General features: G+C 64.6%; 21 protein-coding genes. 16 read left to right on the forward strand and 5 right to left on the reverse strand.

The window, feature by feature from the left end; genetic code table 11:
* The first annotated feature begins 2 nt into the window (after positions 1-2).
* Both gcvH and gcvP read left to right on the forward strand, forming a co-directional pair.
* The gene (gene gcvH / locus AC1C2N_RS15230; RefSeq protein ID WP_483404589.1) at positions 3-377 is read left to right on the forward strand and encodes a glycine cleavage system protein GcvH; all 375 of its coding nucleotides are present in this window, start codon (positions 3-5) and stop codon (positions 375-377) included.
* Complete coding sequence (gene gcvP, locus AC1C2N_RS15235) at positions 377-3,238, forward strand: aminomethyl-transferring glycine dehydrogenase (protein ID WP_495434451.1); 2,862 nt, start codon at positions 377-379, stop codon at positions 3,236-3,238. Before gcvH ends, gcvP begins: the two co-directional genes overlap by 1 nt.
* Before the next feature lie 816 nt (positions 3,239-4,054).
* On the opposite strand, the gene AC1C2N_RS15240 is transcribed toward gcvP, so the two are convergent.
* The 3 genes from AC1C2N_RS15240 to AC1C2N_RS15250 all read right to left on the reverse strand — a co-directional run bounded on the left by AC1C2N_RS15240 (position 4,055) and on the right by AC1C2N_RS15250 (position 6,852).
* Positions 4,055-5,638, reverse strand: a complete 1,584-nt coding sequence (locus AC1C2N_RS15240) for a monocarboxylic acid transporter (protein ID WP_483404587.1) — start codon at positions 5,636-5,638, stop codon at positions 4,055-4,057.
* Complete coding sequence (locus AC1C2N_RS15245; protein ID WP_108391473.1) at positions 5,635-5,985, reverse strand: DUF485 domain-containing protein; 351 nt, start codon at positions 5,983-5,985, stop codon at positions 5,635-5,637. Before AC1C2N_RS15245 ends, AC1C2N_RS15240 begins: the two co-directional genes overlap by 4 nt.
* A 99-nt stretch (positions 5,986-6,084) precedes the next feature.
* A complete protein-coding gene (locus AC1C2N_RS15250) occupies positions 6,085-6,852 on the reverse strand; it encodes a CPBP family intramembrane glutamic endopeptidase (RefSeq protein WP_483404585.1) in 768 nt (255 codons plus the stop codon).
* Positions 6,853-7,081: 229 nt separating this feature from the next.
* Here AC1C2N_RS15250 and AC1C2N_RS15255 point away from each other — a divergent pair, with 229 nt between their 5' ends.
* The 11 genes from AC1C2N_RS15255 (at position 7,082) to AC1C2N_RS15305 (ending at position 19,413) form a co-directional block, all read left to right on the forward strand.
* Positions 7,082-8,773, forward strand: coding sequence for a peptide ABC transporter substrate-binding protein (locus AC1C2N_RS15255; RefSeq protein ID WP_495434452.1), 1,692 nt, complete (start codon positions 7,082-7,084; stop codon positions 8,771-8,773).
* Between the two features lie 122 nt (positions 8,774-8,895).
* Entirely contained in the window at positions 8,896-9,825 is a 930-nt protein-coding gene (locus tag AC1C2N_RS15260) for an ABC transporter permease (RefSeq protein ID WP_483404583.1), read from the forward strand.
* Complete coding sequence (locus AC1C2N_RS15265; RefSeq protein WP_483404582.1) at positions 9,815-10,765, forward strand: ABC transporter permease; 951 nt, start codon at positions 9,815-9,817, stop codon at positions 10,763-10,765. The genes AC1C2N_RS15260 and AC1C2N_RS15265 overlap by 11 nt, the downstream gene beginning before the upstream one ends.
* Positions 10,762-12,510, forward strand: a complete 1,749-nt coding sequence (locus AC1C2N_RS15270) for a dipeptide ABC transporter ATP-binding protein (protein WP_483404581.1) — start codon at positions 10,762-10,764, stop codon at positions 12,508-12,510. The genes AC1C2N_RS15265 and AC1C2N_RS15270 overlap by 4 nt, the downstream gene beginning before the upstream one ends.
* Positions 12,511-12,727: 217 nt before the next feature.
* Positions 12,728-14,635: a translational GTPase TypA gene (gene typA / locus AC1C2N_RS15275; protein WP_483404580.1), complete on the forward strand. Its 1,908-nt coding sequence runs from the start codon at positions 12,728-12,730 to the stop codon at positions 14,633-14,635.
* Between the two features lie 142 nt (positions 14,636-14,777).
* Positions 14,778-15,488 carry an AzlC family ABC transporter permease gene (locus AC1C2N_RS15280; RefSeq protein ID WP_495434454.1) on the forward strand — a complete coding sequence of 237 codons (711 nt, stop codon included), beginning with the start codon at positions 14,778-14,780 and terminating at the stop codon, positions 15,486-15,488.
* A complete protein-coding gene (locus AC1C2N_RS15285; RefSeq protein ID WP_495434455.1) occupies positions 15,485-15,799 on the forward strand; it encodes an AzlD domain-containing protein in 315 nt (104 codons plus the stop codon). Before AC1C2N_RS15280 ends, AC1C2N_RS15285 begins: the two co-directional genes overlap by 4 nt.
* Positions 15,800-15,915: 116 nt before the next feature.
* Complete coding sequence (locus tag AC1C2N_RS15290) at positions 15,916-16,476, forward strand: hypothetical protein (protein WP_495434456.1); 561 nt, start codon at positions 15,916-15,918, stop codon at positions 16,474-16,476.
* Between the two features lie 37 nt (positions 16,477-16,513).
* Entirely contained in the window at positions 16,514-16,837 is a 324-nt protein-coding gene (gene fdxA, locus AC1C2N_RS15295) for a ferredoxin (RefSeq protein WP_108391464.1), read from the forward strand.
* A gap of 3 nt (positions 16,838-16,840) precedes the next feature.
* The gene (gene dapC / locus AC1C2N_RS15300; RefSeq protein WP_495434457.1) at positions 16,841-17,959 is read left to right on the forward strand and encodes a succinyldiaminopimelate transaminase; all 1,119 of its coding nucleotides are present in this window, start codon (positions 16,841-16,843) and stop codon (positions 17,957-17,959) included.
* A 146-nt stretch (positions 17,960-18,105) separates the two neighbouring features.
* Entirely contained in the window at positions 18,106-19,413 is a 1,308-nt protein-coding gene (locus AC1C2N_RS15305) for a citrate synthase (RefSeq protein WP_483404575.1), read from the forward strand.
* A gap of 81 nt (positions 19,414-19,494) precedes the next feature.
* Here the strand turns inward: AC1C2N_RS15305 and AC1C2N_RS15310 are convergent, their stop codons facing one another.
* Both AC1C2N_RS15310 and dapD read right to left on the reverse strand, forming a co-directional pair.
* Positions 19,495-21,978 (reverse strand): penicillin acylase family protein, encoded by a 2,484-nt coding sequence (locus AC1C2N_RS15310; RefSeq protein ID WP_495434458.1) that lies wholly within the window; start codon positions 21,976-21,978, stop codon positions 19,495-19,497.
* A 91-nt stretch (positions 21,979-22,069) separates the two neighbouring features.
* The gene (dapD, locus tag AC1C2N_RS15315; protein WP_483404573.1) at positions 22,070-23,035 is read right to left on the reverse strand and encodes a 2,3,4,5-tetrahydropyridine-2,6-dicarboxylate N-succinyltransferase; all 966 of its coding nucleotides are present in this window, start codon (positions 23,033-23,035) and stop codon (positions 22,070-22,072) included.
* A 64-nt stretch (positions 23,036-23,099) separates the two neighbouring features.
* Here dapD and dapE point away from each other — a divergent pair, with 64 nt between their 5' ends.
* From dapE to AC1C2N_RS15330, 3 genes are all read left to right on the forward strand, one after another.
* A complete protein-coding gene (gene dapE, locus AC1C2N_RS15320) occupies positions 23,100-24,203 on the forward strand; it encodes a succinyl-diaminopimelate desuccinylase (protein ID WP_495434459.1) in 1,104 nt (367 codons plus the stop codon).
* Positions 24,190-25,395 (forward strand): putative hexosyltransferase, encoded by a 1,206-nt coding sequence (locus AC1C2N_RS15325; RefSeq protein ID WP_483404571.1) that lies wholly within the window; start codon positions 24,190-24,192, stop codon positions 25,393-25,395. Before dapE ends, AC1C2N_RS15325 begins: the two co-directional genes overlap by 14 nt.
* Before the next feature lie 97 nt (positions 25,396-25,492).
* Positions 25,493-25,666 (forward strand): DUF3117 domain-containing protein, encoded by a 174-nt coding sequence (locus tag AC1C2N_RS15330; RefSeq protein ID WP_108391459.1) that lies wholly within the window; start codon positions 25,493-25,495, stop codon positions 25,664-25,666.
* Positions 25,667-25,668: the final 2 nt, after the last annotated feature.

The raw sequence follows: 25,668 nt of genomic DNA on the forward strand, positions 1-25,668 counted from the left end.
CCATGTCGGACAAGACCACACTGAAGTACACCCCGGAGCACGAATGGCTCGAGATCGACGGTGACATTGCGACCGTCGGGATCACTGACTTCGCCGCAGACAAGCTCGGCGATGTCGTCTTCGTCGAACTCCCCGCCGTCGACAGCACGCTCGCGTCGGGAACCGTCGTCGGCGAGATCGAGTCGACCAAGTCGGTCGGCGAGCTCTTCGCGCCGGTCAACGGTTCGGTGGTCGACGCGAACGCCGCCGTCATCGACGACCCGGCACTCGTCAACAGCGATCCGTTCGGCGATGGCTGGCTCATCCGGGTGCGTTTCACCGAGCTGCCGTCGAACCTGCTCAGCTGGGACGAGTACTCAGCGCTGGTCGGTGAGTGATGCGCGAGCTGTTCTCTGAGCGTCACATCGGAACGGATGCCGCTGCGCAGGCGAGCATGCTGGCATCCGTCGGCTACGACACGGTCGACGCGCTCGTCGAGGCGGCACTGCCGGAGTCCATCCACGTCGCCGACCTGGCGAGTTCGTCGATCCCCGCCGCGGCCACGGAACGCGAAGCGCTCGCCGAACTGCGCGAGCTCGCCGACTCGAATACGGTGCGGACCTCGATGATCGGGCTCGGTTACTACGGCACTCTCACGCCGGCCGTGATCAAGCGCAATGTGCTCGAGAATCCGTCCTGGTACACGGCGTACACGCCGTACCAGCCGGAGATTTCGCAGGGCCGACTCGAAGCTCTGATCAACTTCCAGACCATGGTCACCGACCTCACCGGCCTCGACACCGCCAACGCGTCGATGCTCGACGAGGGGACCGCTGTCGTCGAGGGCATGCTGCTCGCGCGGCGGGCCTCGAAGCTCACCTCGACGGTGTTCGTGGTCGACGCCGATGCCTTCCCGCAGACCAAGGCTCTCCTCGCGAGCCGGGCCGAGGCGGTCGGCATCGACCTCGTCGAGCGCGACCTTGCCGGCGGCGCCGCGCTGCCCGAGGCCGCATTCGGTGTTTTCGTGCAGTACCCGGGTGCATCAGGACGTGTCTGGAACCCGGCATCCGTTCTCGCATCGATCAGGGAGAAAGGCGGCCTCTCCGTGGTCGCGGCCGACCTGCTCGCCCTCGCGCTGCTCACCGCGCCCGGTGAACTCGGTGCGGACATCGCGGTGGGCACCTCCCAGCGCTTCGGCGTGCCGATGGGCTTTGGCGGCCCGCACGCGGGCTACATGGCTGTGCGCAAGGGGCTCGAACGGCAGCTGCCCGGTCGGCTCGTCGGGGTCAGCCAGGATGCCGCCGGTCACCCGGCCTACCGGCTCACGCTGCAGACGCGCGAACAGCACATCCGCCGTGAGAAGGCGACGTCGAACATCTGCACGGCACAGGTGCTCCTCGCCGTGATGGCCTCGATGTACGCCGTCTATCACGGGCCGGTCGGCATCCGTCGGATCGCCGCAGAGACCGCTCGTCGGGCGGACGCCCTCGCCGCGGTTCTCACGAGCTACGGCCTCACGCTCGCGAGCGAGTCATTCTTCGACACCCTGCGCGTGCACGTGCCGGGCGAGGCTGCGACGATCATCGAGCGCGCTCGTGAGCTCGGCATCAACCTGCACCTCGTCGATGACGCAACTGTGGGGATCTCGGTCGATGAGACGACGACGGATGCCGATCTCCGGGCTGTCGTCGTCGCGTTCGGGTTCTCTCGTGACGAGCGCATTACCGCTCCGGGTGACGCCGAGTCCACGCGGCTGCCGGAGGAGCTGCGGCGCTCGAGTGAGTACCTCACCCACCCGGTGTTCAACACTCACCACTCCGAGACCGCCATGATGCGGTACCTCAAGCAGCTGGCCGACCGCGACTACGCGCTCGACCGCGGCATGATCCCGCTCGGCTCGTGCACGATGAAGCTCAACGCCGCGACCGAGATGGAGGCCATTACCTGGCCCGAATTCGCCGGGCTGCACCCGTTCGCCCCCGAGGCGGACGTGCTCGGCTACCTCGGCCTGATCGAACAGCTCGAGAGCTGGCTGGCCGAGGTCACCGGATACGACTCCGTGTCGCTCCAGCCGAACGCGGGCAGCCAGGGCGAGCTGGCCGGGCTCCTCGCCATCCGCGCCTACCACCGGGCGAACGGTGATCTGAACCGCACCACCTGCCTGATTCCGTCCAGCGCACACGGCACGAACGCGGCATCCGCGGTGCTAGCCGGCATGAAGGTCGTCGTCGTTGCCTGCGACGACATGGGCAACGTCGACCTCGACGACCTGCGGGCGAAGGTCGAGGAGCACGCCGACGACCTCGCCGCGCTCATGATCACGTACCCGTCGACGCACGGCGTGTACGAGCACGAGATCACCGCGATCACCCAGGCCGTGCACGACGCCGGCGGCCAGGTCTACGTCGACGGCGCCAACCTCAACGCGCTGCTCGGATACGCCAGGTTCGGTGACTTCGGCGGGGACGTCTCGCACCTCAACCTGCACAAGACGTTCTGCATCCCGCACGGTGGGGGTGGCCCCGGTGTCGGTCCCGTCGCGGCGAAGGCGCACCTCGCGCCGTTCCTGCCCGGCCACCCGATGGCGCAGCGCGACGACCACGGTGCATACACCCACGCCGGTGGGCCGGTCTCGGCGGCGCCGTACGGCAGCCCGAGCATCCTTCCGATCTCGTGGGCATACGTCCGCATGATGGGCGCGGAGGGGCTCAAGCAGGCGACAGGCGCAGCCGTGCTCGCTGCGAACTACATCGCCGTGCGCCTCCGTGAGCACTTCCCGGTGCTCTACACCGGAGACAACGGACTGGTCGCGCACGAGTGCATCCTCGACCTGCGCCCGCTCCGCGAGGCAACAGGTGTGACCGTCGACGACGTCGCCAAGCGACTCATCGACTACGGCTTCCACGCACCGACGATGTCGTTCCCGGTCGCCGGCACCCTCATGGTGGAACCGACCGAGAGCGAAGACCTCATCGAGATCGACCGGTTCATCGACGCGATGATCGCGATCAAGGCCGAAGCGGATGCCGTCGGCGCGGGAACGTGGCCGGCAAACGACAACCCGCTCGTGCACGCGCCGCACACGGCGCAGTCCGTCATCGAGGGGGAGTGGGAGCACGCCTACTCCCGCGAGCAGGCCGTGTACCCGGTGAAGTCGCTCGTGCGAACCAAGTACTGGCCACCGGTGCGTCGCGTCGACAACGCGTACGGCGACCGCAACCTCGTCTGCGCCTGCCCGCCACCCGAGGCGTTCGAGTAGCAGCACGCGGCGCAGGCAATCGCACGTTTAGCAGGACGATCTCTCAACTTTCGTCCTGATAACAGTGCGATTTCCTGTTAATCGGGTCATGGGTAACGGGGCTTGCGAGCCCCGGGCAAGCGGGCGGGGTGAGCATTTTCTCCTCAGCTCAAACAATGGGAGGAAGGCGCGGGGCGCTGGGTGGGGCAAGGATCGACACCGCGTTTTTGCCCCGCCCCTTCCTCCCATAACTCGGCACCCCGAAAACGCTCACCCCGCCAGCCCAGATAAGGACAAAGGCCCCAGACAAGGACCAAGTGTCAGCTTTCGTCCTTGTCTGGGCGCTATTTCCTTCTCTCAGGGTCTCGCCCCGGGCCGCGGGCGGGGTGGGCATTTTCTCCTCAGCTCAAACAATGGGAGGAAGGGACGGGGCCATGGGTGTGACTCGGATTGACACCGCGTTCTTGCCCCGCCCCTTCCTCCCATAACTCGGCACCCCGAAAACGCTCACCCCGCCCGCCCAGACAAGGACAAAAGCCCCAGACAAGGACCAAGTGTCAGCTTTCGTCCTTGTCTGGGCGCTATTTCCTTATCTCGGGCGGGAGGGGGTCCGGGCGGGGAGGATGTTTTCGGGGTGCGAGTTATGACGACGAACGCCCCCGGAGTGCCCGGCCCTGAACGCCAAGACGAGCGAACCCGCAACCACCGAGATGGTTGCGGGTCGCCGTTTCGTTGAGAGATTTCCTTGGCAGGGGCTGCCGCCGTTCGTGAGGCTTCGCCTCACGGAGCTGAGGAGAAAACATTCTCCCCGCCCTCAACCCGAGTCGGGCTACCGACCTAGTGCGACGATGCCTTCTCCGCACCGTGTCCGGTGAGAGAGCGCACCTCCATCTCGGCTGCGATCCGCGGGTCTTCCTTGACCTTCGAGGTGACCGTACCCAGCCAGCCCAGCAGGAAGCCGAGCGGGATCGACACGATTCCCGGGTTGTTCAGCGGGAACCAGGAGAAGTCCACGTCCTTGAACATCGAGGTCTCCGCGCCCGAAATGACCGGCGAGAAGATGATCAGGATCAACGCCGATGCGAGCCCGCCGTACATGCTCCACAGCGCACCACGGGTGGTGAACTTACGCCAGAACAGCGAGTACAGGATGGTGGGCAGGTTCGCGCTCGCCGCGATGGCGAACGCGAGGGCGACCAGGAACGCGATGTTCTGTCCCTGAACGCCGATTCCGCCGGCGATGGCCAGCAGACCGATTGCCACGACGGTGATCCGAGCCACCTTCACCTCGCCGTTCGGGGGAACGGCACCCTTCTTGATCACGTTCGCGTACACGTCGTGAGCGAACGACGTTGCCGCGGTGATGGTGAGCCCCGCGACGACGGCGAGGATCGTCGCGAAAGCAACGGCGGAGATGATGCCGAGCAGAATCGACCCGCCCAGCTCGAACGCGAGCAGCGGTGCAGCCGAGTTCACTCCACCGGGGGCGGCGAGGATCCGCTCCGCGCCAACGAGGTACGCGGCGCCGTAGCCGAGCACGAGGGTGAACAGGTAGAACAGGCCGATGAGCCAGATGGCCCACACCACACTGCGACGGGCTTCCTTCGCCGTTGGCACCGTGTAGAACCGCATCAGCACGTGGGGGAGTCCAGCGGTACCGAGCACGAGCGCGAGCGCGAGCGACACGAAGTCGAGGCGAGACGTTCCGGTCGCGCCGTACTGGGCGCCCGGGTTGAGGATGTCCTCGCCCGCGACGGCGACCGCCTGCCCAAGGAGGGCTGACAGGTTGAAGCCGTTGAGCGCGAGCACCCAGACGGTCATCACTCCAGCGCCGGCGATGAGGAGCACAGCCTTGATGATCTGCACCCAGGTGGTTCCCTTCATGCCGCCGATGAGCACGTAGGCGATCATGATGATGCCGACGACGGCGATGACAACGGACTGGCCGAGTCGATCGTTGACACCGAGGAGCAGCGACACGAGTCCACCGGCGCCCGCCATCTGCGCGAGCAGGTAGAAGAAGCACACGGCAAGCGTCGCGGTCGCTGCCGCGAGCCGGACCGGGCGTTCCTTCAGGCGGAAGGAGAGGACATCCGCCATCGTGAACTTGCCCGTGTTCCGAAGGAGCTCAGCGACGAGGAGGAGGGCAACGAGCCACGCCACCAGGAAGCCGATGGAGTAAAGGAAGCCGTCATAACCGTTGACGGCGATGGCGCCGCAGATGCCGAGGAACGACGCAGCGGACAGGTAGTCGCCCGCGATTGCCGTTCCGTTCTGACCGCCGCTGAATGAACGTCCGGCGGCATAGAAGTCGTTCGCCGTCTTGTTCGAGCGCGATGCCCGGATGACGATGATGAGCGTCACGACGACGAACGCCGCGAAGATGGAGATGTTCAGGATCGGATCACCAACAGTTTTCATGCTCGCTCAGCCTCCTCGAGCTCGTTGCGGAATTTCTCTGCGGCCGGGTCGAGTTTGCGGTTGGCAAACGAGACATACCAGGTGGTGATCGCGAAGGTCGTCACGAACTGGCTGAGTCCGAGGATCAGACCGATGTTGATGTTTCCGATGACCTTCGTCGCCATGAACTCGTGCGCGTAGTCCGCCAGCAGAACGTAGGCGAAGTACCAGAGCAGGAACGCAACGGCCAGGGGGAAGACGAAGCTCCTGTGCGTGCGTTTGTGAGCGATGAAGTCCGGTGACTCTTCTATCGCGATGTAGTCGATAGCCGTTCCTGGGGTGTGGGTACCCGTGTCGTCGTGTGGCATGGTCCTCCTCAAGTTCGCGCATCGTCGCGCGGCGCACCACCCTGTGCGCTGGGGACACACTAGTGGTTTGTTGTGTGGCCAAACAAGAGGTGAGATCGCTTACCGAGACACCGCGAAAAACTCGGGGAACAGCGCGACCGCCAGGGGATAGCCGACGAACGACGCGACATCGAGCAGCAGGTGGGCGATGACGAGTGGCATCACCCTGCCCCATCTCCGGTAGCACCAGCCGAAGACGATGCCCATCGCGACGTTGCCGAAGAACGGCCCGACGCCCTGATAAAGGTGATAGCTGCCGCGGAGGAGCGAGGTCGACAGGATGATGGTCCAGTCAGACCAGCCTCGCTCCTTCAGTCGTGTGAACAGGTAGCCGATCACGAGGACCTCTTCGACGAGCGCGGCGCGAAGAGCGGAAAAAATGAGGATCGGCACCGTCCACCAGTGCGTGTCGAGGGGAGAGGTCTCTATCCCCACGGTGATTCCCACGAATCGGCCGATGAGATAAAACGCAATGCCCGGGATGCCGATGGCGAGAAAGAGGACGACGCCGCGCCGAAGGTCACGACCGGGCTCGGTGAACGTGAGGCCGATTCGCGCCGCTCCACTCGCGGATGCGGTCCAGAGCAAGTACAGGGCGAGAGCGACGACGAAAAGTTCGAAAAAGATCCCGAGGAACTGGTACGTGAAATCCAGCCACTCCCGCTCATTGAGCGAAGGATTGAGGCTTGCGCTCTGTTCGGACAGGGGGACGTCTGACGTCAATCGCGCTGTCAGCGACACAAGCGAGTAGACGGCGGATGCGCCGACGGAGAGACCGAGAACTATGGCGATTTCCCACCACGCGCGCCTGGCCGGGGTTGTCACCATCGCATCTCCCTACCGTCCCTGAGGCCATCCTTGCCGAAGAATTGCGCAGAAGACGCCTTTGGAGCAGAAAATGTGCGAATTCGCCAATAATTCGCAGATCACGTTTCCGGTAAGTAACGATTCACCCGACAAATTTGCAGATGGGCGCACCGCTACCTATGGTTCTTGTATCCAGCACCGCAGTCGGGGCACAAAACTGTCTGCCGTGCGCACTCGCACAGGAGGAAAATTGAAAAGATCACGCGTAGGCCTTAGCGCCGTCGCGCTGTTGTCTGTAGGCGCCCTGGCGCTCACGGGCTGCAGCAGCAGCGGTGGCTCGACTGAGAAGTCGTCCGGGGCCGACACTGACGCAATCATCACCACAAACGGCAGCGAGCCGCAGATGTCCCTGCTCCCCGCCAACACCACCGAAACCGGTGGCGGCAAGATCATGACCTCGATCTTCGCCGGACTCGTCTCGTACGACGCCGAAGGCGCCATCGAGAACGAGGTTGCCGAATCCATCGAGTCTGACGACGCCACCAACTGGACTGTCACGCTCAAGGACGGTTGGAAGTTCACCAACGACGAAGAAGTCACATCAGAGTCGTTCGTCGACGCCTGGAACTATGCGGCGCTGTACGACAACGCACAGGGTGCTTCGTACTTCTTCGACAACATCGTCGGTTTCAGCGACCTGCAGAACGCGGTCGATGACCCCAGCGGTGCGGTTGACGAAGACGGCAACGCAATCCAGGTCGGCGCTCCACTCGCCGAGGAAATGTCCGGACTCAAGGTTGTCGACGACAAGACGTTCACCGTCGAACTCGCGATTCCTGAGGCCGACTGGCCGCTCCGTCTCGGTTACACGGCATTCATGCCGCTGCCGAGCGCAGCGTTCGAGGACATGGAAGCCTTCGGCGAGAACCCGATCGGCAATGGCCCGTACATGCTCGACGGCGAAGGCGCCTGGGTTCACGAGGAAAAGATCAACCTCGTCACCAACCCGGACTACGACGGCGTTCGCAAGCCGGCCAACGGCGGCCTTGAGATCATCTTCTACGCCACGCAGGATGCCGCATACGCGGACGTTCTCGCGGGTAACCTCGATGTTCTCGACGCCATCCCGGACTCGGCATTCGAGAGCTACGAGAGCGACTTCGGCGACCGTGCTGTGAACCAGGCTGCCGCGATCTTCCAGGGCTTCAACATGCCGTACTACCTCGAGCACTGGAGCGGCGAAGAAGGCAAGCTCCGTCGTGCCGCCATCTCGATGGCAATCAACCGCGAAGAGATCACCGACGTGATCTTCCAGGGAACTCGCACCCCGGCAACCGACTTCACCTCCCCGGTGATCGACGGCTGGACCGACGACCTCGAGGGCGCTGACGTACTCGACTACAACCCCGACGAAGCCAAGAAGCTGTGGGCAGAGGCTGACGCTATCGCACCATACGGCGACACCGTCTTCGACATCGCATACAACTCTGACGGTGGCCACCAGGGCTGGGTCGACGCTGTGACCAACAGCATCGCGAACACCCTCGGCATCACCGCACAGGGCAAGCCGTACCCGACGTTCGCAGCAGCGATCGACGACCGCGACAACGACAAGCTGACCGGTGGAACACGCGCCGGATGGCAGGCCGACTACCCGTCGCTGTACAACTTCCTCGCTCCGCTGTACCAGACCGGTGCCGGATCGAACTACGAGGACTACTCGAGCGAAGAGTTCGACAACCTCCTCAAGGAAGGCGCGAGCGCTGCCAACGTTGAAGACGCAACCGCGAAGTACCAGGAAGCACAGGAAGTCCTGCTCAAGGACCTCCCGGCCATCCCGCTGTGGTACTCCAACGTGACCGGTGTCTCGGCTGACACCGTCGAGAACGTGGTGTTCGGTTGGGACTCCGTCCCGCTGTACCACGACATCACCAAGGGCTAGTCTCACCGAGCCCAGACCGCACAAGTGAAATGTCCGGGGCGAATTCGCCCCGGACATTTCATTGACTAGAATCAACCAGTGATTGTGACATTCATGTACGTTCGACCCGGCGAAATAACCTGATGCTCTGGTACACAGGTAAACGCATTCTTCAGATGATCCCCGTGTTCTTCGGGGCAACTTTCCTCATCTACTTCATGGTCTTCTCCCTTCCGGGCGATCCCATTGCTGCGCTCTTCGGGGACCGCCCACCTGCGCCGAGCGTCATTGCGCAGATCCGGGCCGAGTACAACCTCGACAAGCCCTTCATCGTGCAGTACTTCCTGTACATCGCCGGGCTCTTCCAGGGTGACCTCGGAACCACGTACTCTGGCCGCCCCGTCGCCGACGTGATGGCATCCGCCTTCCCCGTCACCGCACGCCTCGCCCTCCTCGCGCTCGTATTCGAAGCGTTCGCCGGTATCCTCGTCGGCCTCATCGCCGGCCTGCGCAAGGGCAAGTGGTTCGATACCAGCGCACTCGTTGTGAGCCTTCTGCTCATCTCCGTGCCGACCTTCGTCGTCGGCTTCGTTGCGCAGTATGTCTTCGGGATCGAGCTGGGCTGGTTCCGGCCGACGGTGTCCGGAGATGCGCCGTGGAGCGAACTCGTCCTCCCCGCCCTTGTTCTCGCGTCGGTGTCGTTCGCCTACATCGTCAGGCTCACCCGCGCGAGCGTTGCAGATAACCTCAACGCCGACTTCGTCCGAACGGCGACAGCGAAAGGGCTCTCGCGTCGTCGGGTCGTCACGGTGCACGTTCTGCGCAACTCGCTTGTTCCCGTTGTCACCTACCTCGGCGTTGACCTCGGTTCGCTCATGGTCGGCGCGATCGTCACGGAGGGCATCTTCAACATCAACGGTGTCGGTGGAACCGTCTACCGGGCGATCACCCTCGGCGAGGGACCGACAGTTGTGTCGTTCATCGCTGTCATGGTGATCATCTTCGTGGTCGCCAACCTGCTCGTCGACCTGCTCTACGCGGCACTTGACCCAAGGATTCGCTATGCAAAATAAGAAATACGCTTCACAGGGTCATTACGTCGCGCCGCTCGAGGAAACCCCCGTTGCAGCGATCGACAAACTGGACGAGTCACAGAAAGCACGCAGCACGTGGGCGGATGCCTGGGAGTCGATGCGTCGTCGACCGACGTTCTGGATCTCGGCAGTCCTCATTTTCATCATCGCCGTCGTCGCGCTGTTCCCCGGCCTGTTCACCTCGGTCGCACCGAACGCGAACTGCCTGCTCGCCAACAGCAACGGTGGCCCCGAGGCAGGACACCCGTTTGGGTTCACCCGCCAGGGCTGTGACGTCTACTCCAGGGTCATCTTCGGCACGCAGGCATCCGTCACGGTCGGCCTGCTCGCAACCCTCCTCGTCACCTTCGTCGGCATCGTCATCGGTTCCCTCGCCGGGTTCTACGGTGGAATCCTCGACTCGCTCGTCTCGCGTCTTGGCGACATTTTCTTTGCGATCCCGACCGTTCTCGGCGCGATCGTCCTGATGAGCGTCCTCCCGAACCGCACACCGATCACCGTCGCACTCGTGCTCGCAATCTTCGCCTGGCCGCAGGTTGCCCGCATCATGCGCGGCGCTGTGCTCAGCGCGAAAAACTCCGACTACGTCATGGCGTCGATCGCCCTCGGTGTGTCGAAGTTCAAGATCCTCCTCCGCCACGTCATCCCGAACGCGATCGCCCCCGTGATCGTGATCGCGACGGTGTCGCTCGGTACGTTCATCGTCGCCGAGTCCACCCTGTCGTTCCTCGGTATCGGTCTCCCGCCGAGCGTGATGTCGTGGGGCAATGACATCGGCCAGGCGCGGACATCGATCCGCACCAGCCCGCAGACGTTGCTCTACCCCGCAGCGGCACTCTCACTCACCGTGCTCTCGTTCCTCATGCTCGGCGATGTCGTCCGTGATGCACTCGACCCGAAGGCGAGGGCACGTCGATGAGCCAGCCAGTAACGGATGCCGTGGCCTCGCCGCGCGATTCATCCACCGAACCGCTTCTCCAGATCCGCGACCTCGAGGTCGGATTCCAGACACAGCGAGGCATCGTCCCCGCTGTGCGTGGCGTCGACCTCACCCTCTACGCCGGGCAGACGCTCGCCATCGTCGGGGAGTCCGGTTCGGGCAAGTCGACGACCGCGCAGTCGATCATCGATCTTCTGCCAGGAACCGGAAAGGTCACCGGAGGACAGATCCTGTTCGAGGGACGGGACCTGACAACGCTCTCGCCCCGCGAGATCCAGGACGTTCGGGGAAACCTGATCGGTTACGTCCCGCAGGACCCGATGTCGAACCTCAACCCGGTTTGGAGCATCGGATTCCAGGTCGAGGAAGCCATCAAGGCGAACAACATCGCCCAGGGCAAGGACGCGCGCCTGCGCACCATCCAGGTCCTCCAGGAGGCCGGGCTGAGCGACGCGGGTGACCGCCTCAAGCAGTTCCCGCACCAGTTCTCCGGTGGTATGCGTCAGCGCGTGCTGATCGGAATCGGTCTCTCCAGTCGCCCGAAGCTGCTCATCGCCGACGAGCCGACGAGTGCGCTCGACGTCACGGTTCAGCGTCAGATCCTCGATCACCTCGGGACCCTCACGCGTGACTACGGCACGAGCGTGCTGTTCATCACCCACGACCTCGGCCTCGCAGCCGAACGTGCCGAGCAGCTCGTCGTGATGTACCAGGGCAAGGTTGTCGAGTCCGGGCCGTCGCAGGAGATCCTCGCGAACCCGCAGCACCCGTACACCCAGCGCCTCGTCGCAGCGGCTCCGAGCCTCGCGTCCCGTCGCATCCAGGCCGTCAAGCAGCACGAGGTTGCCGAGACCGAGATCTTCTCGGAGGGCGCTATCGACACGACGCTCCTCGAGCGTGCGGCCGAACGTGAGAACGCGGCACCGGCCAGGGACCTCATCTCGCTTCGCAACGTGTCCAAGGTGTACCGGATTCGGAAGCAGGGATTCCGTCACGATGAGCTGAAAGCCGTCAACGACGTTTCCTTCGGTATCCAGAAGGGCACGACGACAGCCCTGGTAGGGGAGTCCGGCTCTGGCAAGTCGACCGTCGCCAAGCTCCTGCTTCAGCTCGAGTCGATCACGAGCGGTGAGATTGAATTCGACGGTCAGGATGTCGCTGGCCTCCGTGGCGCTGAACTGCTGAAGTTCCGCCGTCGCGTTCAGCCGGTCTTCCAGGACCCGTACGGCTCGCTCGACCCGCAGTACAGCGTCGGCAACACCATCGCCGAACCGCTCCTCGCCCACAAGGTGGGAACGGCACGCGAACGCCAGATGCGGGTGCTTGAACTGCTCGACCAGGTGTCGCTCCCGGCCTCAACCCGCTACCGCTACCCGAGTGAACTCTCGGGTGGACAGCGACAGCGCATCGCGATCGCCAGGGCACTCGCGCTCAAGCCGGACGTCCTGGTGCTCGACGAGGCGGTGTCGGCGCTCGACGTTCTCGTCCAGGGTCAGATCCTCAACCTCCTCACCGAGCTGCAGACCGAGCTTGGCCTGACCTACCTCTTCATCACACACGACCTCGCGGTCGTGCGGCTCGTTGCGGACAACGTGTGCGTGATGAGGAAGGGGCAGATCATCGAGTCGGCGACGACCGATGAGGTCTTCGACAGCCCGCGTGAGGTGTACACGCAGGAGCTGCTCGCTGCGATCCCCGGAGGCAACTTCGAGTTCGGCCGCTAAGCGGACTGTTCAAGGAAGCACCGGCGCGACAGGCGCGGCAACTACGGTTGGCGGACCTGTGGCTCCGGTGCTTCTTTGCGTGAACCTGAGATCAGTCCCAGCGAGCTGAGGGCTCTGTGCAGTAAGATAATCTGTTGGGTCGGATTCTGGCTCGCATCTGTACATTTCCCGTCGCGCTCATACTCTCGCGACATCTCTTCTTGTAAGGAATTTTTTCATGGCGCTTGCTTCGCGCGACGACCTCCGAAACGTAGCCATTGTCGCTCACGTTGACCACGGCAAGACGACGCTGGTTGACGCCATGCTCCGTCAGACGGACTCATTCGCCGAACACGCGCACCTCGAAGAGCGCGCCATGGACTCGAACGAACTCGAGCGTGAAAAAGGCATCACGATCCTCGCGAAGAACACCGCGGTGTCGTACAAGGGCAAGCACGCCACGAACGGACCGATCACGATCAACGTGATCGACACCCCCGGCCACGCCGACTTCGGTGGAGAGGTCGAGCGCGGCCTGTCCATGGTCGACGGTGTCGTCCTGCTCGTCGACGCGAGTGAGGGCCCGCTGCCGCAGACCCGCTTCGTGCTCCGTAAGGCACTCGAAGCAAAGCTTCCCGTCATCCTCCTGGTCAACAAGACCGACCGTCCCGACGCGCGCATCGATGAGGTCGTCGCCGAAAGCCAGGACCTCCTCCTCGGCCTCGCGAGCGACATGGCCGACGACGTTCCCGACCTCGACCTCGACGCCGTCCTCGACGTGCCCGTTGTCTACGCATCAGGCCGTAACGGAGCTGCGAGCTGGAACAAGCCCGAGAACGGCACTCTGCCGGACAACGATGACCTCGAGCCGCTGTTCGATGCCATCATCAAGCACATCCCAGCTCCCGTCTACGACGACGAGCACCCCCTCCAGGCTCACGTCACCAACCTTGACGCGTCCCCGTTCCTCGGTCGTCTCGCTCTGCTGCGCATCTTCCAGGGCACGATCAAGAAGGGCGAGACCGTCGCCTGGGTCAAGTACGACGGATCCATCCACAACGTGCGCGTCACCGAGCTCTTCATCACCAAGGCTCTCGACCGTTACCCCGCCGAGAGCGCTGGCCCAGGCGACATCGTCGTGGTCGCCGGATTCCCCGACATCACCATCGGTGAGACCCTCGCCGACCCCAACGATGTCCGCCCGCTCCCGACGATCACCGTCGACGAGCCGGCCATCTCGATGACCATCGGTACCAACACCTCGCCGCTCGTCGGCAAGGTCAAGGGACACAAGCTCACCGCACGCATGGTGAAGGACCGTCTCGACCGCGAACTCGTCGGTAACGTCTCGCTTCGCGTGCTCGACATCGGCGCACCGGACAAGTGGGAGGTGCAGGGCCGAGGCGAACTCGCCCTGTCGATCCTCGTCGAGCAGATGCGTCGTGAGGGCTTCGAACTCACCGTCGGCAAGCCGCAGGTTGTCACCAAAAAGGTCGACGGCAAGACCCACGAGCCGTACGAGCACCTCACCATCGACGTCCCCGAGGAATACCTCGGCGCAATCACCCAGCTCCTGGCTGCGCGCAAGGGCCGCATGGACAACATGGCGAACCACGGAACCGGATGGGTCCGTATGGAATTCATCGTTCCGTCGCGTGGTCTCATCGGCTTCCGCACGGAGTTCATGACGCTCACCCGCGGCACCGGAATCGCCAACGCGATCTCGCACGGTTACGACGAGTGGGCCGGCCCCATCGTCACCCGTAACAACGGTTCGATCGTTGCCGACCGTTCGGGTGTTGTCACGCCGTTCGCCATCATCGCCCTCCAGGAGCGGATGACGTTCTTCGTCAACCCGACCGAAGAGGTCTACGAGGGCATGGTCATCGGCGAGAACTCGCGCAACGATGACATGGACGTCAACATCACCAAGGAAAAGAAGCTGACGAACATGCGCCAGTCGACCTCGGACACGTTCGAGTCGATGACGCCGTCGCGCCAGCTGTCGCTCGAGGAGTGCCTCGAGTTCGCCCGTGAAGACGAGTGCGTCGAGGTCACTCCGGCCATCGTCCGCATCCGCAAGGTCGAGCTCGACGCCAACGCCCGCGCCCGCAACACGAGCCGCCTGAAGAAGCAGAACGAGTAACAGAAGTCAGTTCACACGAAGCGCCCGGGATCAGTGATCCCGGGCGCTTCGTTCGTCCCGCTACTCTGGATCCCATGTCCTGTACCCGATTGCTGGCTTCCCGGGTCGAGTTCGGGCCGTTTGTCACTGGTCGGTCACAGGGATGAGCCGGCAAGCGCCCCGAACGCCGGAGCAGCTTGCCGCACGCCAGGGCGTTGCTGTCGGTGTCGCCACCGCGGCATATGGAGTCTCATTCGGTGCCCTGGCGGTTGCCGCCGGCCTCGACATCTGGCAAGCCTCGGTGCTCAGCCTCTTCATGTTCACCGGCGGATCGCAGTTCGCTCTCGTCGGCGTCCTCGCGTCGGGCGGAATCGCATCAGCTCCCGCCGCCATTGCCAGCGCCGTGTTGCTTGGCTCCAGGAACACGGCGTACGGCATGCGGATGAAACCGGTCGTCGGCCGTGGCTGGCCCCGTGACATCGCCGCGGCGTGGTTGACCATCGACGAGTCGGTGGCGGTTGCCCTGGCCCAGAAGACCGCCACCGCGAGTCGCACGGGGTTCTGGGTGACCGGCCTTGTTGTTTACCTCGGCTGGAACCTCACCACCTTCGCTGGCGCCCTCGTCGGTGACCTGCTCGGAGACACCCGCGCGTACGGACTCGATGCCGCCGCTGCTGCGGCGTTCCTCGGCCTGCTGTGGCCTCGCCTCCACAGGAAGCAGGCGCTCGTCGTCGCCGGGGGAGCGATGGTGGTCGCTGCGGTCCTCCTGCCGTTTGCTCCGGGCGGTGTGCCCGTCATCGCCGCCGCGCTGGTCGCGGTCGTGGTCGGTGTCACCAACTGGTTCGGGAGCCGGGACGGGGCAGGTACCTCGTGACCCTCTGGAACGTCATATTGCTCGCGTCGATCGCGTGCGTCGCGCTGAAGCTCGCGGGTTACGCTGTGCCGGCGCACTGGCTGGAGAAACCGGTGCCGTCACGGATCGCCGAACTCCTCACCGTCGCGCTCCTGGCCGCTCTCATCGTCGTGCAGACCGTCGGCGATGGAGTCGGCGTTGTCCTTGACGCTCGAGTCCCGGCTCTCGGCGTCGCTGCGGTGCTCTACGGGCTCAGGGTGCCGTTTCTCATCGTCGTGATCGTTGCGGCTGCTGTTGCCGCCCTGCTCCGGGCGCTGACCGGCCTGGCGTGACCCCCGCGGGCGGGCGAGCGATCGCCACCGCGGCGCCGTCACCAGCACGGAGCACTGAGCACTGAGCACCGAGCACTGAGCACCGAGCACTCAAGCGGGCTGGGTACACTTGGCCGGTGAGCGGATATAACGGCGGACTGGGCAGCAACAACGAACTGGCGGGCAACGGTCCGGCGGGCAACGGTCCGGCGGGCAGCGGTCCGGTGGGCAACGGCCAGGCCAACGCTGAACCGACGAGCCCAGAGCCGGGTGCCCGCTCCGCGGCAGGGCTGCAGCCGACCAGCGGACGCAATCGAGCGGTCAGTTGTGTCCTCGGTTTCATCGTCGGCGCGGTCTTCGGCGCTGTCGGTACAGTCCAGCACCAGGCGACGCTCGCCCTCGGTTCCTTTAACTTTCCCCTCGGCCTGATCCTCTCCCTCGTGGGCGTGCTCGCGCTTCTGGTGGGCTTGCGCCTGCTCATCGGCGACCGCCTCGTTGTTCTCCTGGCTGCCGTTGGCGTCGTTGGCATGATCGCGCTGCTCTCGGTGCAAAGCCCCGGCGGCTCCGTGCTGATCCCACAGGGGCTGGCCGGACTGGTCTGGACCATCGGGCCGGTGCTCATCGCGACGGTCGTCGTTGCGTGGCCGCGGCTGCCCGAACGGCCCCGGTCGCCATCGGTCACGGTGGGTGAGGCGTAGACTTGACTGAGCCGTCTTTCGAAGGGACTGACCAACTGTGACCTATGTCATCGCCCTCCCGTGCGTGGATGTCAAAGACCGAGCGTGCATCGATGAGTGCCCCGTGGACTGCATCTACGAGGGTGAGCGTTCGCTCTATATCCACCCGGACGAGTGCGTCGACTGCGGAGCCTGCGAGCCCGTGTGCCCCGTCGAGGCCATCTACTACGAGGATGACCTGCCCGAGGAATGGGCCGACTACTACAAGGCGAACGTCGAATTCTTCACCGAGGTCGGTTCGCCCGGCGGAGCGGCCAAGGTCGGGGTCATCAAGTACGACCACCCGGTCATTTCTGCCCTGCCGCCGCAGGCCGGCGTCTGAGGCGTGGCGCTCTCACCGCTTCCCGATTACCCGTGGGATGCCATGGTGCCGTTTGCCACTCGCGCGCGCCAACATCCTGACGGAATCGTCGACCTCTCGATAGGTTCGCCCGTCGACCCCACTCCCGAGGTCGTGCGGGTCGCCCTGTCCGAGGCGACAGACGCACACGCGTACCCGACAACAGCCGGAACCCCGGCTCTCGCCGAAGCCATCGTCGACTGGTTCGCCAGGCGACGGTCGGTACCCGACCTTCGCTCGGCGAATGTCCTTCCCACCATTGGTTCGAAGGAACTCGTCGCACTCCTGCCGTTCATGCTCGGCATCGGGGAGGGCGACACGATCGTGCATCCGCGGGCCGCCTACCCCACCTACGCCATCGGAGCGGCGATGTGCGGGGCCAGCGCTGTGGCATCCGATGATCCGGCCGAATGGCCGGAAGGCACGAAGCTGATCTGGCTTAACTCGCCGGGCAACCCCGACGGAAACGTGCTCGACATTGACTTCCTTCGCGTTGCCGTCGCTCGAGCACGCGAACTCGGCGCACTCATCGTGAACGACGAGTGCTACGCCGAACTCGGCTGGAGCGGTCAGTGGGCAACCGTACCGGTTCCGTCCATCCTTGACCCGCGGGTCACCGGAGGAAGCGTAGACGGCGTCCTCGCCATCTACTCGCTCAGCAAACAGTCCAACATGGCCGGGTATCGTGCCGCGTTCGCCGGAGGCTGCGCCGCCACGATTGCACGGCTGACCACGGTTCGGAAACACGCGGGACTGATGGTGCCAGCGCCGTTACAGGAGGCGATGATCGCCGCCCTGGGCGACGATGAGCACGTTGCCGAGCAGAAGGCGCGCTACGCCGGGCGGCGGGCCGTGCTCCTGCCCGCGCTCGAGGGCGCCGGGTTCCGTCTCGATTGTTCCGAAGCCGGGCTTTACCTGTGGATGACCGAGGGCAGGGACGCCTGGGAGTCGATCGGGAGGCTCGCTGACCTCGGCATCCTCGCCGGTCCAGGTACGTTTTACGGTGAGTTCTCGCCCGAGCACGTCAGGCTGTCGCTCACGGCCACAGACGAGAGGATTGCCGCTGCGGCGCTGCGACTCTCCCGCGACGGCGTTGGAGCTTAGCTCCAAGAGGTCAAGCCGGTCGTTGGCGGATGCGGTAGTTGGCCGGTCAGCCGATTAGGCTGTATCCGGACCCGTCGCCGCGGCCACACATTCGCGGGGCAGGAACGCCGCACAATCACCTGGAACAACCAGTACAAGGAGGCGCCGTGGGCGACGTCGAGCAGGAGTCAAGCGCAGTGACAGAGAAAGCTACCCTGACCTACCCGGGCGGAACCGCAGAGTTTCCGATCCTGAAATCGAGTCAGGGCGCATCCAGCCTTGACGTCTCAACGCTGACGCGCCAATCGGGCCTGACGACACTGGACTACGGGTTCGTGAACACGGCGGCAACGAAGTCGTCGATCACGTACATTGACGGCGACGCCGGCATCCTCCGCTACCGCGGATATCCCATCGAACAGCTCGCCGCATCCTCCACCTACCTCGAGGTCGCGTGGCTGCTCATCTACGGCGAGATGCCGACGGCCGACCAGCTCGCTGAGTTCGACGAGAAGATCCGACGCCACACACTGCTGCACGAAGACCTCAAGCACTTCTTCTCGGCCCTGCCGCACACGGCACACCCCATGGCCGTCATTTCGAGCGCGCTCTCCGCTCTCTCCACCTACTACGAGTCCGCTGCGGACCCCAGCGACCCCGAACAGGTTGAGCTCACCACGATCCGCCTGCTCGCGAAGCTCCCTGTCATCGCGGGCTACGCACACAAGAAGGCGACAGGCCAGGCGTTCCTCTACCCGGACAACAGCCTGAGTTTTGTCGACAACTTCCTGCGGCTCAACTTCGGCAACATGGCCGAGCCGTACGAGATCGACCCCGTGCTGTCGAAGGCGCTGGACCGACTGCTGATTCTCCACGCCGACCACGAGCAGAACGCGTCGACCTCGACCGTGCGGCTCGTCGGTTCGACCGGTGCCAACCTCTACGCGTCGGTCTCGGCTGGCATCAACGCCCTGTCCGGACCGCTGCACGGCGGTGCCAACGAGGCGGTCCTCGAGATGCTCGGTCGCATTCGTGACTCGGGCGAGGGCGTCGCGAAGTTCGTCGAGCGCGTCAAGAACAAGGAAGAGGGTGTCAAGCTCATGGGCTTCGGGCACCGCGTCTACAAGAACTACGACCCGCGCGCGAAGATCGTCAAGGAGAGCGCGGACGAAGTTCTCGCTCAGCTCGGCGTCAGCGACCCACTGCTCGACCTCGCGAAGGAACTCGAGCAGATCGCCCTCGAGGACGATTACTTCAAGGAACGCCGCCTGTACCCGAACGTCGACTTCTACACCGGCGTCATCTACAAGGCGATGGGCTTCCCGACCCGGATGTTCACCGTGCTGTTCGCGATCGGACGCCTTCCCGGCTGGGTGGCGCACTGGCGCGAGATGAACGAGGACCCGCAGACCAAGATTGGCCGCCCGCAGCAGCTGTACACGGGTTCGGCCGCTCGCGACCTCCCGCAGCGCTAACCGAGGCCACCCGCTGGCACAGAAAAACCCCCACCAACATGAGTCGGTGGGGGTTTTCTGTGCGCCAGGGGGCGCCCGCGTCTACGGTGTGAGCCTCAGGATGTTCGTCGCACCGCTGCTGACGGCATCCGGGGTGTACGCCCATGCCCGTGTCTTGTTCTCCTGCCAGAGCGCGGTCTGGTCGACGTAGGTCGGTGCGAAGGCGTGCCCGGATGCTCCGCCGAGGTTGATCCACGTCGACGAGTCGAAGTCAGCCAGGTCGACGACCTGACGCATGGACGGTACCCAGTCGACGGTGTAGCCGTCCGGGGCGTACCAGCCGACAGCGTTCACCACTGACGAACCACCGGCGAGCTCATACGGTCCGCGGTTGAACAGCCACTCGATCGGCGCGATCCCGGATTCGCCAAAGCTCGCGTTGCGGATGGTCAACGTGTGGAGTTCGCCCCAGGTCCAGTCCTCCGGGTTGTCGCCCATCAGGTCCTCGGCCTCGGTCCATGCGGCGCTGAGAGCGTGAGTGATCGCCTCGTCGCGCCCGGTGACGTTGTCGTCGGCTGAGACCCACCAGGCCGACTGGGGGTCGTCGAGGAGGCCGCTCACGATCTGGAACCACTGGCCGCCTCCCGAGGCAGGAAGCGCTTCAGGCAGTTTGGGTGAGAAGGTGTCCTCGAGCAGCGTGCGCCAGAAGATGTTGAAGTACGCACTCTCCGCGCTGTCAGCGTCGTCGGCGAAGTCCCAGTCGGCGAGCAGCGCAGCACCCTTTTTGGCGTTACCCGACGGGGTCAGGTCGGCCAGATACGGAGCAAACGTCTCGCCGACCGCGTTGTGGTTGTCCGCCTGGATCTCGCTCATCGTTGCCGCGGTGAATTTGGTGCCAGCGTCGATGTCCGTTCGGATGCGGTCGGTGATGCGGTCTGCCCGGTACCCGGCATCCCAGTCCCTGGTGATGAGGTACGGGTAGCTGGAGTCCACCACGGCGTTGTTGGCGGTGACGATGTACCCGGACTCGGGGTTGTACTGGGTGGGCAGGGCCTCGAACGGAATGTAGCTCTTCCAGCCCGATGCACTCGTCCAGCCTGGCTGCGGCACAGTACCGTCACCCGCTGAGCGGACCGGAATCAGTCCAGGTGCCTGGTAGCCGATGTTGCCATCGACGTCGGCGTACACGAGGTTCTGCGACGGCACTTCGAACAGCCTCGCTCCCTCACGGAAGCTGGCCCAGTCGGTCGCCTGGTTCACGGCGAAAATAGCGCGGGGCGTCTGGCCGGGAGTCAGTGCTGTCCACTGCAGGGAGAGCTCGTATGATCCCTCCGGCAGGCCGCTCGATGCGGGATAGTCGGCGGCGATGCTCGAGAAGTCACCGGTGATCCCCGTCACGAGCGGACCGCGTTCCGTTGAGCGGATCGTAATCGGAACGTCCTCGCCCCCGGCGACCTTCACCACCTCCTCGCGGACGGTGAGCGGGCGGAGGACGCCGTCGAGTTCATAGTTCGCTTCCGCGACCTTCTCGATATAGAGGTCGGCGGTGTCAGGCCCGAGATTCGTGAACCCCCACGCAACCCTCGCGTTGTGGCCGATGATGATTCCCGGCATTCCCGAGAAGCTGAATCCGGCAACGTCGAACGGGCACTCGGCCGAGACCACTGAGCAGCGCAATCCCATCTGGTACCAGACCGAAGGAAGCGACGGGCCGAGGTGAGGGTCGTTCGCGAGCAGCGGTTTGCCCGACTCCGTCAGGCTTCCGGCGATGACCCACGAATTGGAGCCGATGTCGCTGCCTGCCCTGCCGAGAAGTGCTGGCATCCCCGCAACGACGTCGCGGAGCGCGAGGAGTGCGTCGACGGATGCCTCATGTTCGGTGGAGGTGTCCTCGGCAGCTTCGCCGAACGGCGTCGCCATTGCGGAGAGCACGGTCGGGTTCGTCTCGTACGGGTAGTCGGGGTACAGAGTGGACAGCTGCTCGGGTGAGACGCTCGTGGCCAGGATCGCCCGGTCGATCTCATCCTCGAGATTGGAGCGGAGGTCCCACGCCATGGCTTTCAGCCAGGCAACGGAGTCGGCCGGCGTCCACTTCTCCGGCTCGTACCCCGGGTTCTGCAGGCCGAGGACGGCGTACTCGAGGGAGAGCGCTGCACCCTCACGCTGGGCCAGGTAGGCGTTCACTCCGTCGGCGTAGGCCTGGTACCAGCTGAGCGTGAGCGGGTCGAGCAGTTCGACCTCCTGTTCCGCAACAGCGCGCCAGCCGAGGGTACGGACGAAGGTGTCTGTTTCGACCTGTGCCTCACCGAACAGTTCAGCAAGGCGACCGCTCGTGACGTGCCGGCGGAAGTCCATCTCCCAGAACCTGTCCTGCGCGTGCACGAACCCCTGCGCCGCGAACAGGTCGGTCGCGCTCTCCGCTTCGATGACGGGGATGCCGGCGTCGTCGCGGTACACGGTGACGTTCGCGTCGAGTCCAGCGACGGCAAGCTCACCGTCGAGCTGGGGGAATGAGCGCTGCACGGTGAGGACCGCGAGTCCGCCGGCGACGAGGATCAGGACGACGAGACCGCCAATGATGCTCATCAGAACTGTAAACAAGCGCGATCGGCGGCCTCTTGGCGTCCTGGGAACCACGTCACTCCTTCGTGAAACTGCGGGGTTGTGCCGCCCGGTGTCAGGCGTGCAACGCGTCGTTGAGTTGGATTCCCGCTCCTGTGCGGTTCAACACCTCGACAGCCCCCGTGAGGGAGTTGCGTCTGAAGAGCAAGTTTGGCATGCCGGACAGTTCCACAGCCTTCACCACGACCGGTGCGTCGTCGGCGTTTTTGTCTCCGACAACGACGACCTTCGTCCCCGCAGTGACATAGAGCCCCGCTTCGACGACCGAGTCGTCTCCGATGGAAATACCGATTCCCGAGTTAGCGCCGAGGAGCGCACGTTCGCCGATCGAGACCCGCTGGGTTCCGCCGCCAGACAGCGTTCCCATGATCGACGCGCCTCCGCCGATGTCGGACCCGTTGCCGACGACAACTCCTTGCGAGATGCGCCCCTCGACCATCGACGCGCCGAGGGTACCGGCGTTGAAGTTCACGAAGCCCTCGTGCATGACCGTTGTTCCCGGTGCGAGGTGCGCTCCGAGGCGGACCCGCGATGCGTCAGCGATCCGCACCTTGGGCGGGGTGACGTAGTCCAGCATGCGTGGGAACTTGTCGATGCCGGTTGCCGAGATGCCCGCGCGGGAAAGCGCCGGCCGGATCTCGTCGAAATCCGCGGGGTTTACCGGGCCAGCGTTGGTCCAGACCACAATCGGCAGGTGGCTGAAGATTCCGTCGAGGTTGATCGAATTGGGCGTCACCAGAAGGTGGGAGAGCAGGTGCAGCCGGAGATAGGCATCCGAGGTGTCCTGGGGCGCAGCCTTGAGCTCGATCTGGACCGTCACGATGTCAATGCGCACGCGCCGACGCTCGTCGGTGCCGGCCAGGGCCTCAATCGGTGCCGGGACGATCCAGCGTTCCCGGTTGGCCGGGATCGGACCGAGCTGAGGTTCCGGATACCAGGTGTCCAGGACCGTGCCGTCGGAGGCCACAGTGGCGAGGCCGTAGCCCCAGGCGTGCGTTGCGGTGAGTGCGGAGTCCGTCATGCCTCAAGGCTAGCGAACCGCCGGGTTTCCCGACGCCCGTGTGACGCGACCGTAGACTGATCGCATGCCGGACTCGCCAGTGCCATCGCCTGCCATCGATCTCTCCGCGTCGAGCGTCGACATCACCCGAACTATCTGTGACATCGAGTCGGTCTCCGGCAACGAAGCGCCCCTTGCGGATGCCATCGAGCGCGCGCTGGCCGACTGCAGTCACCTCGAGATCATCCGAGTGGGCAATACCGTTGTCGCGCGGACGACCGGTGGCAAGTCGAAGCGGGCCATCATCGCCGGCCACATCGATACCGTGCCGGTCAACGCCAACCTCCCGACCCGGTTTGAGACGATCGACGGCAGGGACTACCTGTGGGGTCGTGGCACCGCCGACATGAAGAGCGGTGTCGCCGTTCAGTTGAAGCTCGCGGCTGAGCTGACGGACCCCGCCATCGACGTGACCTGGATGTGGTACGACGGCGAAGAGGTCGAGAGCGACAAAAATGGCCTCGGCATTCTCGCCGCGTCTCGACCTGACCTTTTCGAGGGCGACTTTGCCATTCTCGGTGAGCCGACCCGGAGCGATATCGAGGGCGGATGCAACGGCACGGTGCGCATCGACGTTGTCACTCGCGGACGCCGGGCACACTCCGCGAGGAGCTGGGTGGGGGAGAACGCGATCCACCGGGCCGCGCAGGTACTGAATATCCTTGCGGCCTATTTGCCGGCATCCGTTGAGGTCGATGGCCTCGTCTACCGTGAGGGACTCAACGCCGTCGGAATCTCGGGCGGCATCGCCGGGAACGTGATTCCCGATGAGTGCCGGGTGCACATCAACTACCGTTTTGCCCCGAACCTGACGGCGGGCGAAGCGGTCAGCCACCTCCGTCAGCTGTTCGGCGGATTCGAGATCGAGGTCGTCGACGCCGCTGATGGCGCGAGGCCGGGTCTCGATGCGCCGCTCGCACAGGAATTCATGAGGGCCGTCGGCGGTACAGCGCTCCCGAAATACGGCTGGACCGACGTCGCCCGGTTCTCGGCCCTCGGCATCCCCGCCGTGAACTATGGCCCTGGGGACCCGCTCACCGCGCATGCCGATGACGAACGTGTCGCACTCGATGAGATCGTCGCGTGCGAGAACGGGCTGCGTACGTGGCTGACCGGTGCGGCCGCCTGAGCTCTGGCGCCGGCTGCGCTGGTGGGGGCGTGTCCTCGCCATCGCTGCAGCAGGGCGGCTGATTTCGACAGCGATCCTCGTCTGGTTCGCGAAGCTCCAGCCTGCCAACGCCTGGACGGGTCCGTCGCCCGCGTACGCCGACTTCGCCTCGCTCTGGGATGGCCGGTGGTACCAGATCGTTGCTCTCTCCGGGTATCCGGCAGAGTTGCCGGTCGACGCTGACGGTCACGTCGCAGAGAACGCGTGGGCGTTCATGCCCGTGTATCCCGCGGTCGTGCGGCTCGTCATGGGGCTTACCGGACTGGGCTGGGCGCCAGCGGCTGTACTTGTGTCCGTGCTCGCGATCTTCGCTGCGACGCTGGTCTTTTATCGGTTGATGCGACTCGTTCTCGACGAATCGACCGCCCTGTTCAGCGTGGTGCTGTTTTCGGTTGCCCCACTCTCGCCCATTCTTCAGGTCGCGTACGCGGAATCGTTGCACGTGTTGCTGCTCGCGGCCGCGCTCTACCTCGTTCTCACCCGTCGTTATCTCCCGGCTGCGGGGGTGATCGCCGTGATGTGTTTCACGCGCCCGTCCGGACTTGCGTTCTCACTCTTCCTCGTCCTTCACGTCCTGGTGCGCTGGTTCCGGCGCCGTACGACGGGGGAGAGTCTCCCGGACCTCGTACCACCCGCGGCGCTCGCTGTGTTGAGCGGAGTTCTCGGTCTGGCCTGGCCCGCTATCGCGTGGGCGGTCACCGGGTCGATCACCGCATACACCGACACTGAGCTCGCGTGGCGGAGCGCGTACATCGGTCACGGCCACCTGGTGCCGTTCGCGCCGTGGTTCCAGGGACTCGGCTGGTGGGCCACCAACGGGCTCGGTCTTCCAGACTCGCCCTGGTGGGGGGTCCTGGGTGTGACGGTGCTCGTCGTACTCGCGGTGCTCGGACTCCTCTCGCCACCGGCACGGAAGCTCGGTATCGATCTCCGGCTCTGGCTTGCGAGCTACCTCATCTACCTCTTCGCCGTGTTCTTCCCGCAGTCGAGCACCTTCAGGCTCCTCGTACCGCTGTTTCCGGCCGCGGGTGCGTTCGCCGTTCCACGCTCGCGTGTGTACCGGGTGGGTCTTGTTCTCGCCTCGATCGCGGGCCAGATCGGGTGGGTACTCATCGCGTGGCGCGTCGACGGTTACGACTGGACTCCGCCGTGATCTGGTGTCCCCAGTTTGGGTGAGTCTGCGGGCCGATTTCGTTCGTTCACAGCGGGTAGCGGATAATAGGAGGACAAAGCAACGAAAGGGGAGCCGAATGGCCGCGATGAAGCCGAGGACTGGCGACGGACCAATGGAGGCCGTGAAGGAGGGTCGGCTGATCATCGTGCGGGTTCCGCTCGAAGGCGGTGGGCGCCTGGTTGTGTCAGTCAACGACGCCGAAGCCAGGGAACTTCACGACGCGCTGGCTGGGGTTGTTGCAGTCAGCTAGAC

The organism is Mycetocola sp. Y791, from assembly GCF_059445325.1.

Excerpts from the sequence above, each read along its gene's own strand:
- gcvH (WP_483404589.1), top strand. The coding sequence starts at position 3 with ATGTCGGACAAGACCACACTGAAGTACACCCCGGAGCACGAATGGCTC.
- AC1C2N_RS15240 (WP_483404587.1), bottom strand. The coding sequence starts at position 5,638 with ATGAAAACTGTTGGTGATCCGATCCTGAACATCTCCATCTTCGCGGCG.
- AC1C2N_RS15260 (WP_483404583.1), top strand. The coding sequence starts at position 8,896 with ATGCTCTGGTACACAGGTAAACGCATTCTTCAGATGATCCCCGTGTTC.
- AC1C2N_RS15310 (WP_495434458.1), bottom strand. The coding sequence starts at position 21,978 with ATGAGCATCATTGGCGGTCTCGTCGTCCTGATCCTCGTCGCCGGCGGA.
- AC1C2N_RS15270 (WP_483404581.1), top strand. The coding sequence starts at position 10,762 with ATGAGCCAGCCAGTAACGGATGCCGTGGCCTCGCCGCGCGATTCATCC.
- dapD (WP_483404573.1), bottom strand. The coding sequence starts at position 23,035 with ATGACGGACTCCGCACTCACCGCAACGCACGCCTGGGGCTACGGCCTC.
- dapE (WP_495434459.1), top strand. The coding sequence starts at position 23,100 with ATGCCGGACTCGCCAGTGCCATCGCCTGCCATCGATCTCTCCGCGTCG.
- AC1C2N_RS15245 (WP_108391473.1), bottom strand. The coding sequence starts at position 5,985 with ATGCCACACGACGACACGGGTACCCACACCCCAGGAACGGCTATCGAC.
- AC1C2N_RS15280 (WP_495434454.1), top strand. The coding sequence starts at position 14,778 with ATGAGCCGGCAAGCGCCCCGAACGCCGGAGCAGCTTGCCGCACGCCAG.
- typA (WP_483404580.1), top strand. The coding sequence starts at position 12,728 with ATGGCGCTTGCTTCGCGCGACGACCTCCGAAACGTAGCCATTGTCGCT.
- AC1C2N_RS15250 (WP_483404585.1), bottom strand. The coding sequence starts at position 6,852 with ATGGTGACAACCCCGGCCAGGCGCGCGTGGTGGGAAATCGCCATAGTT.
- gcvP (WP_495434451.1), top strand. The coding sequence starts at position 377 with ATGCGCGAGCTGTTCTCTGAGCGTCACATCGGAACGGATGCCGCTGCG.
- AC1C2N_RS15330 (WP_108391459.1), top strand. The coding sequence starts at position 25,493 with ATGGCCGCGATGAAGCCGAGGACTGGCGACGGACCAATGGAGGCCGTG.
- AC1C2N_RS15265 (WP_483404582.1), top strand. The coding sequence starts at position 9,815 with ATGCAAAATAAGAAATACGCTTCACAGGGTCATTACGTCGCGCCGCTC.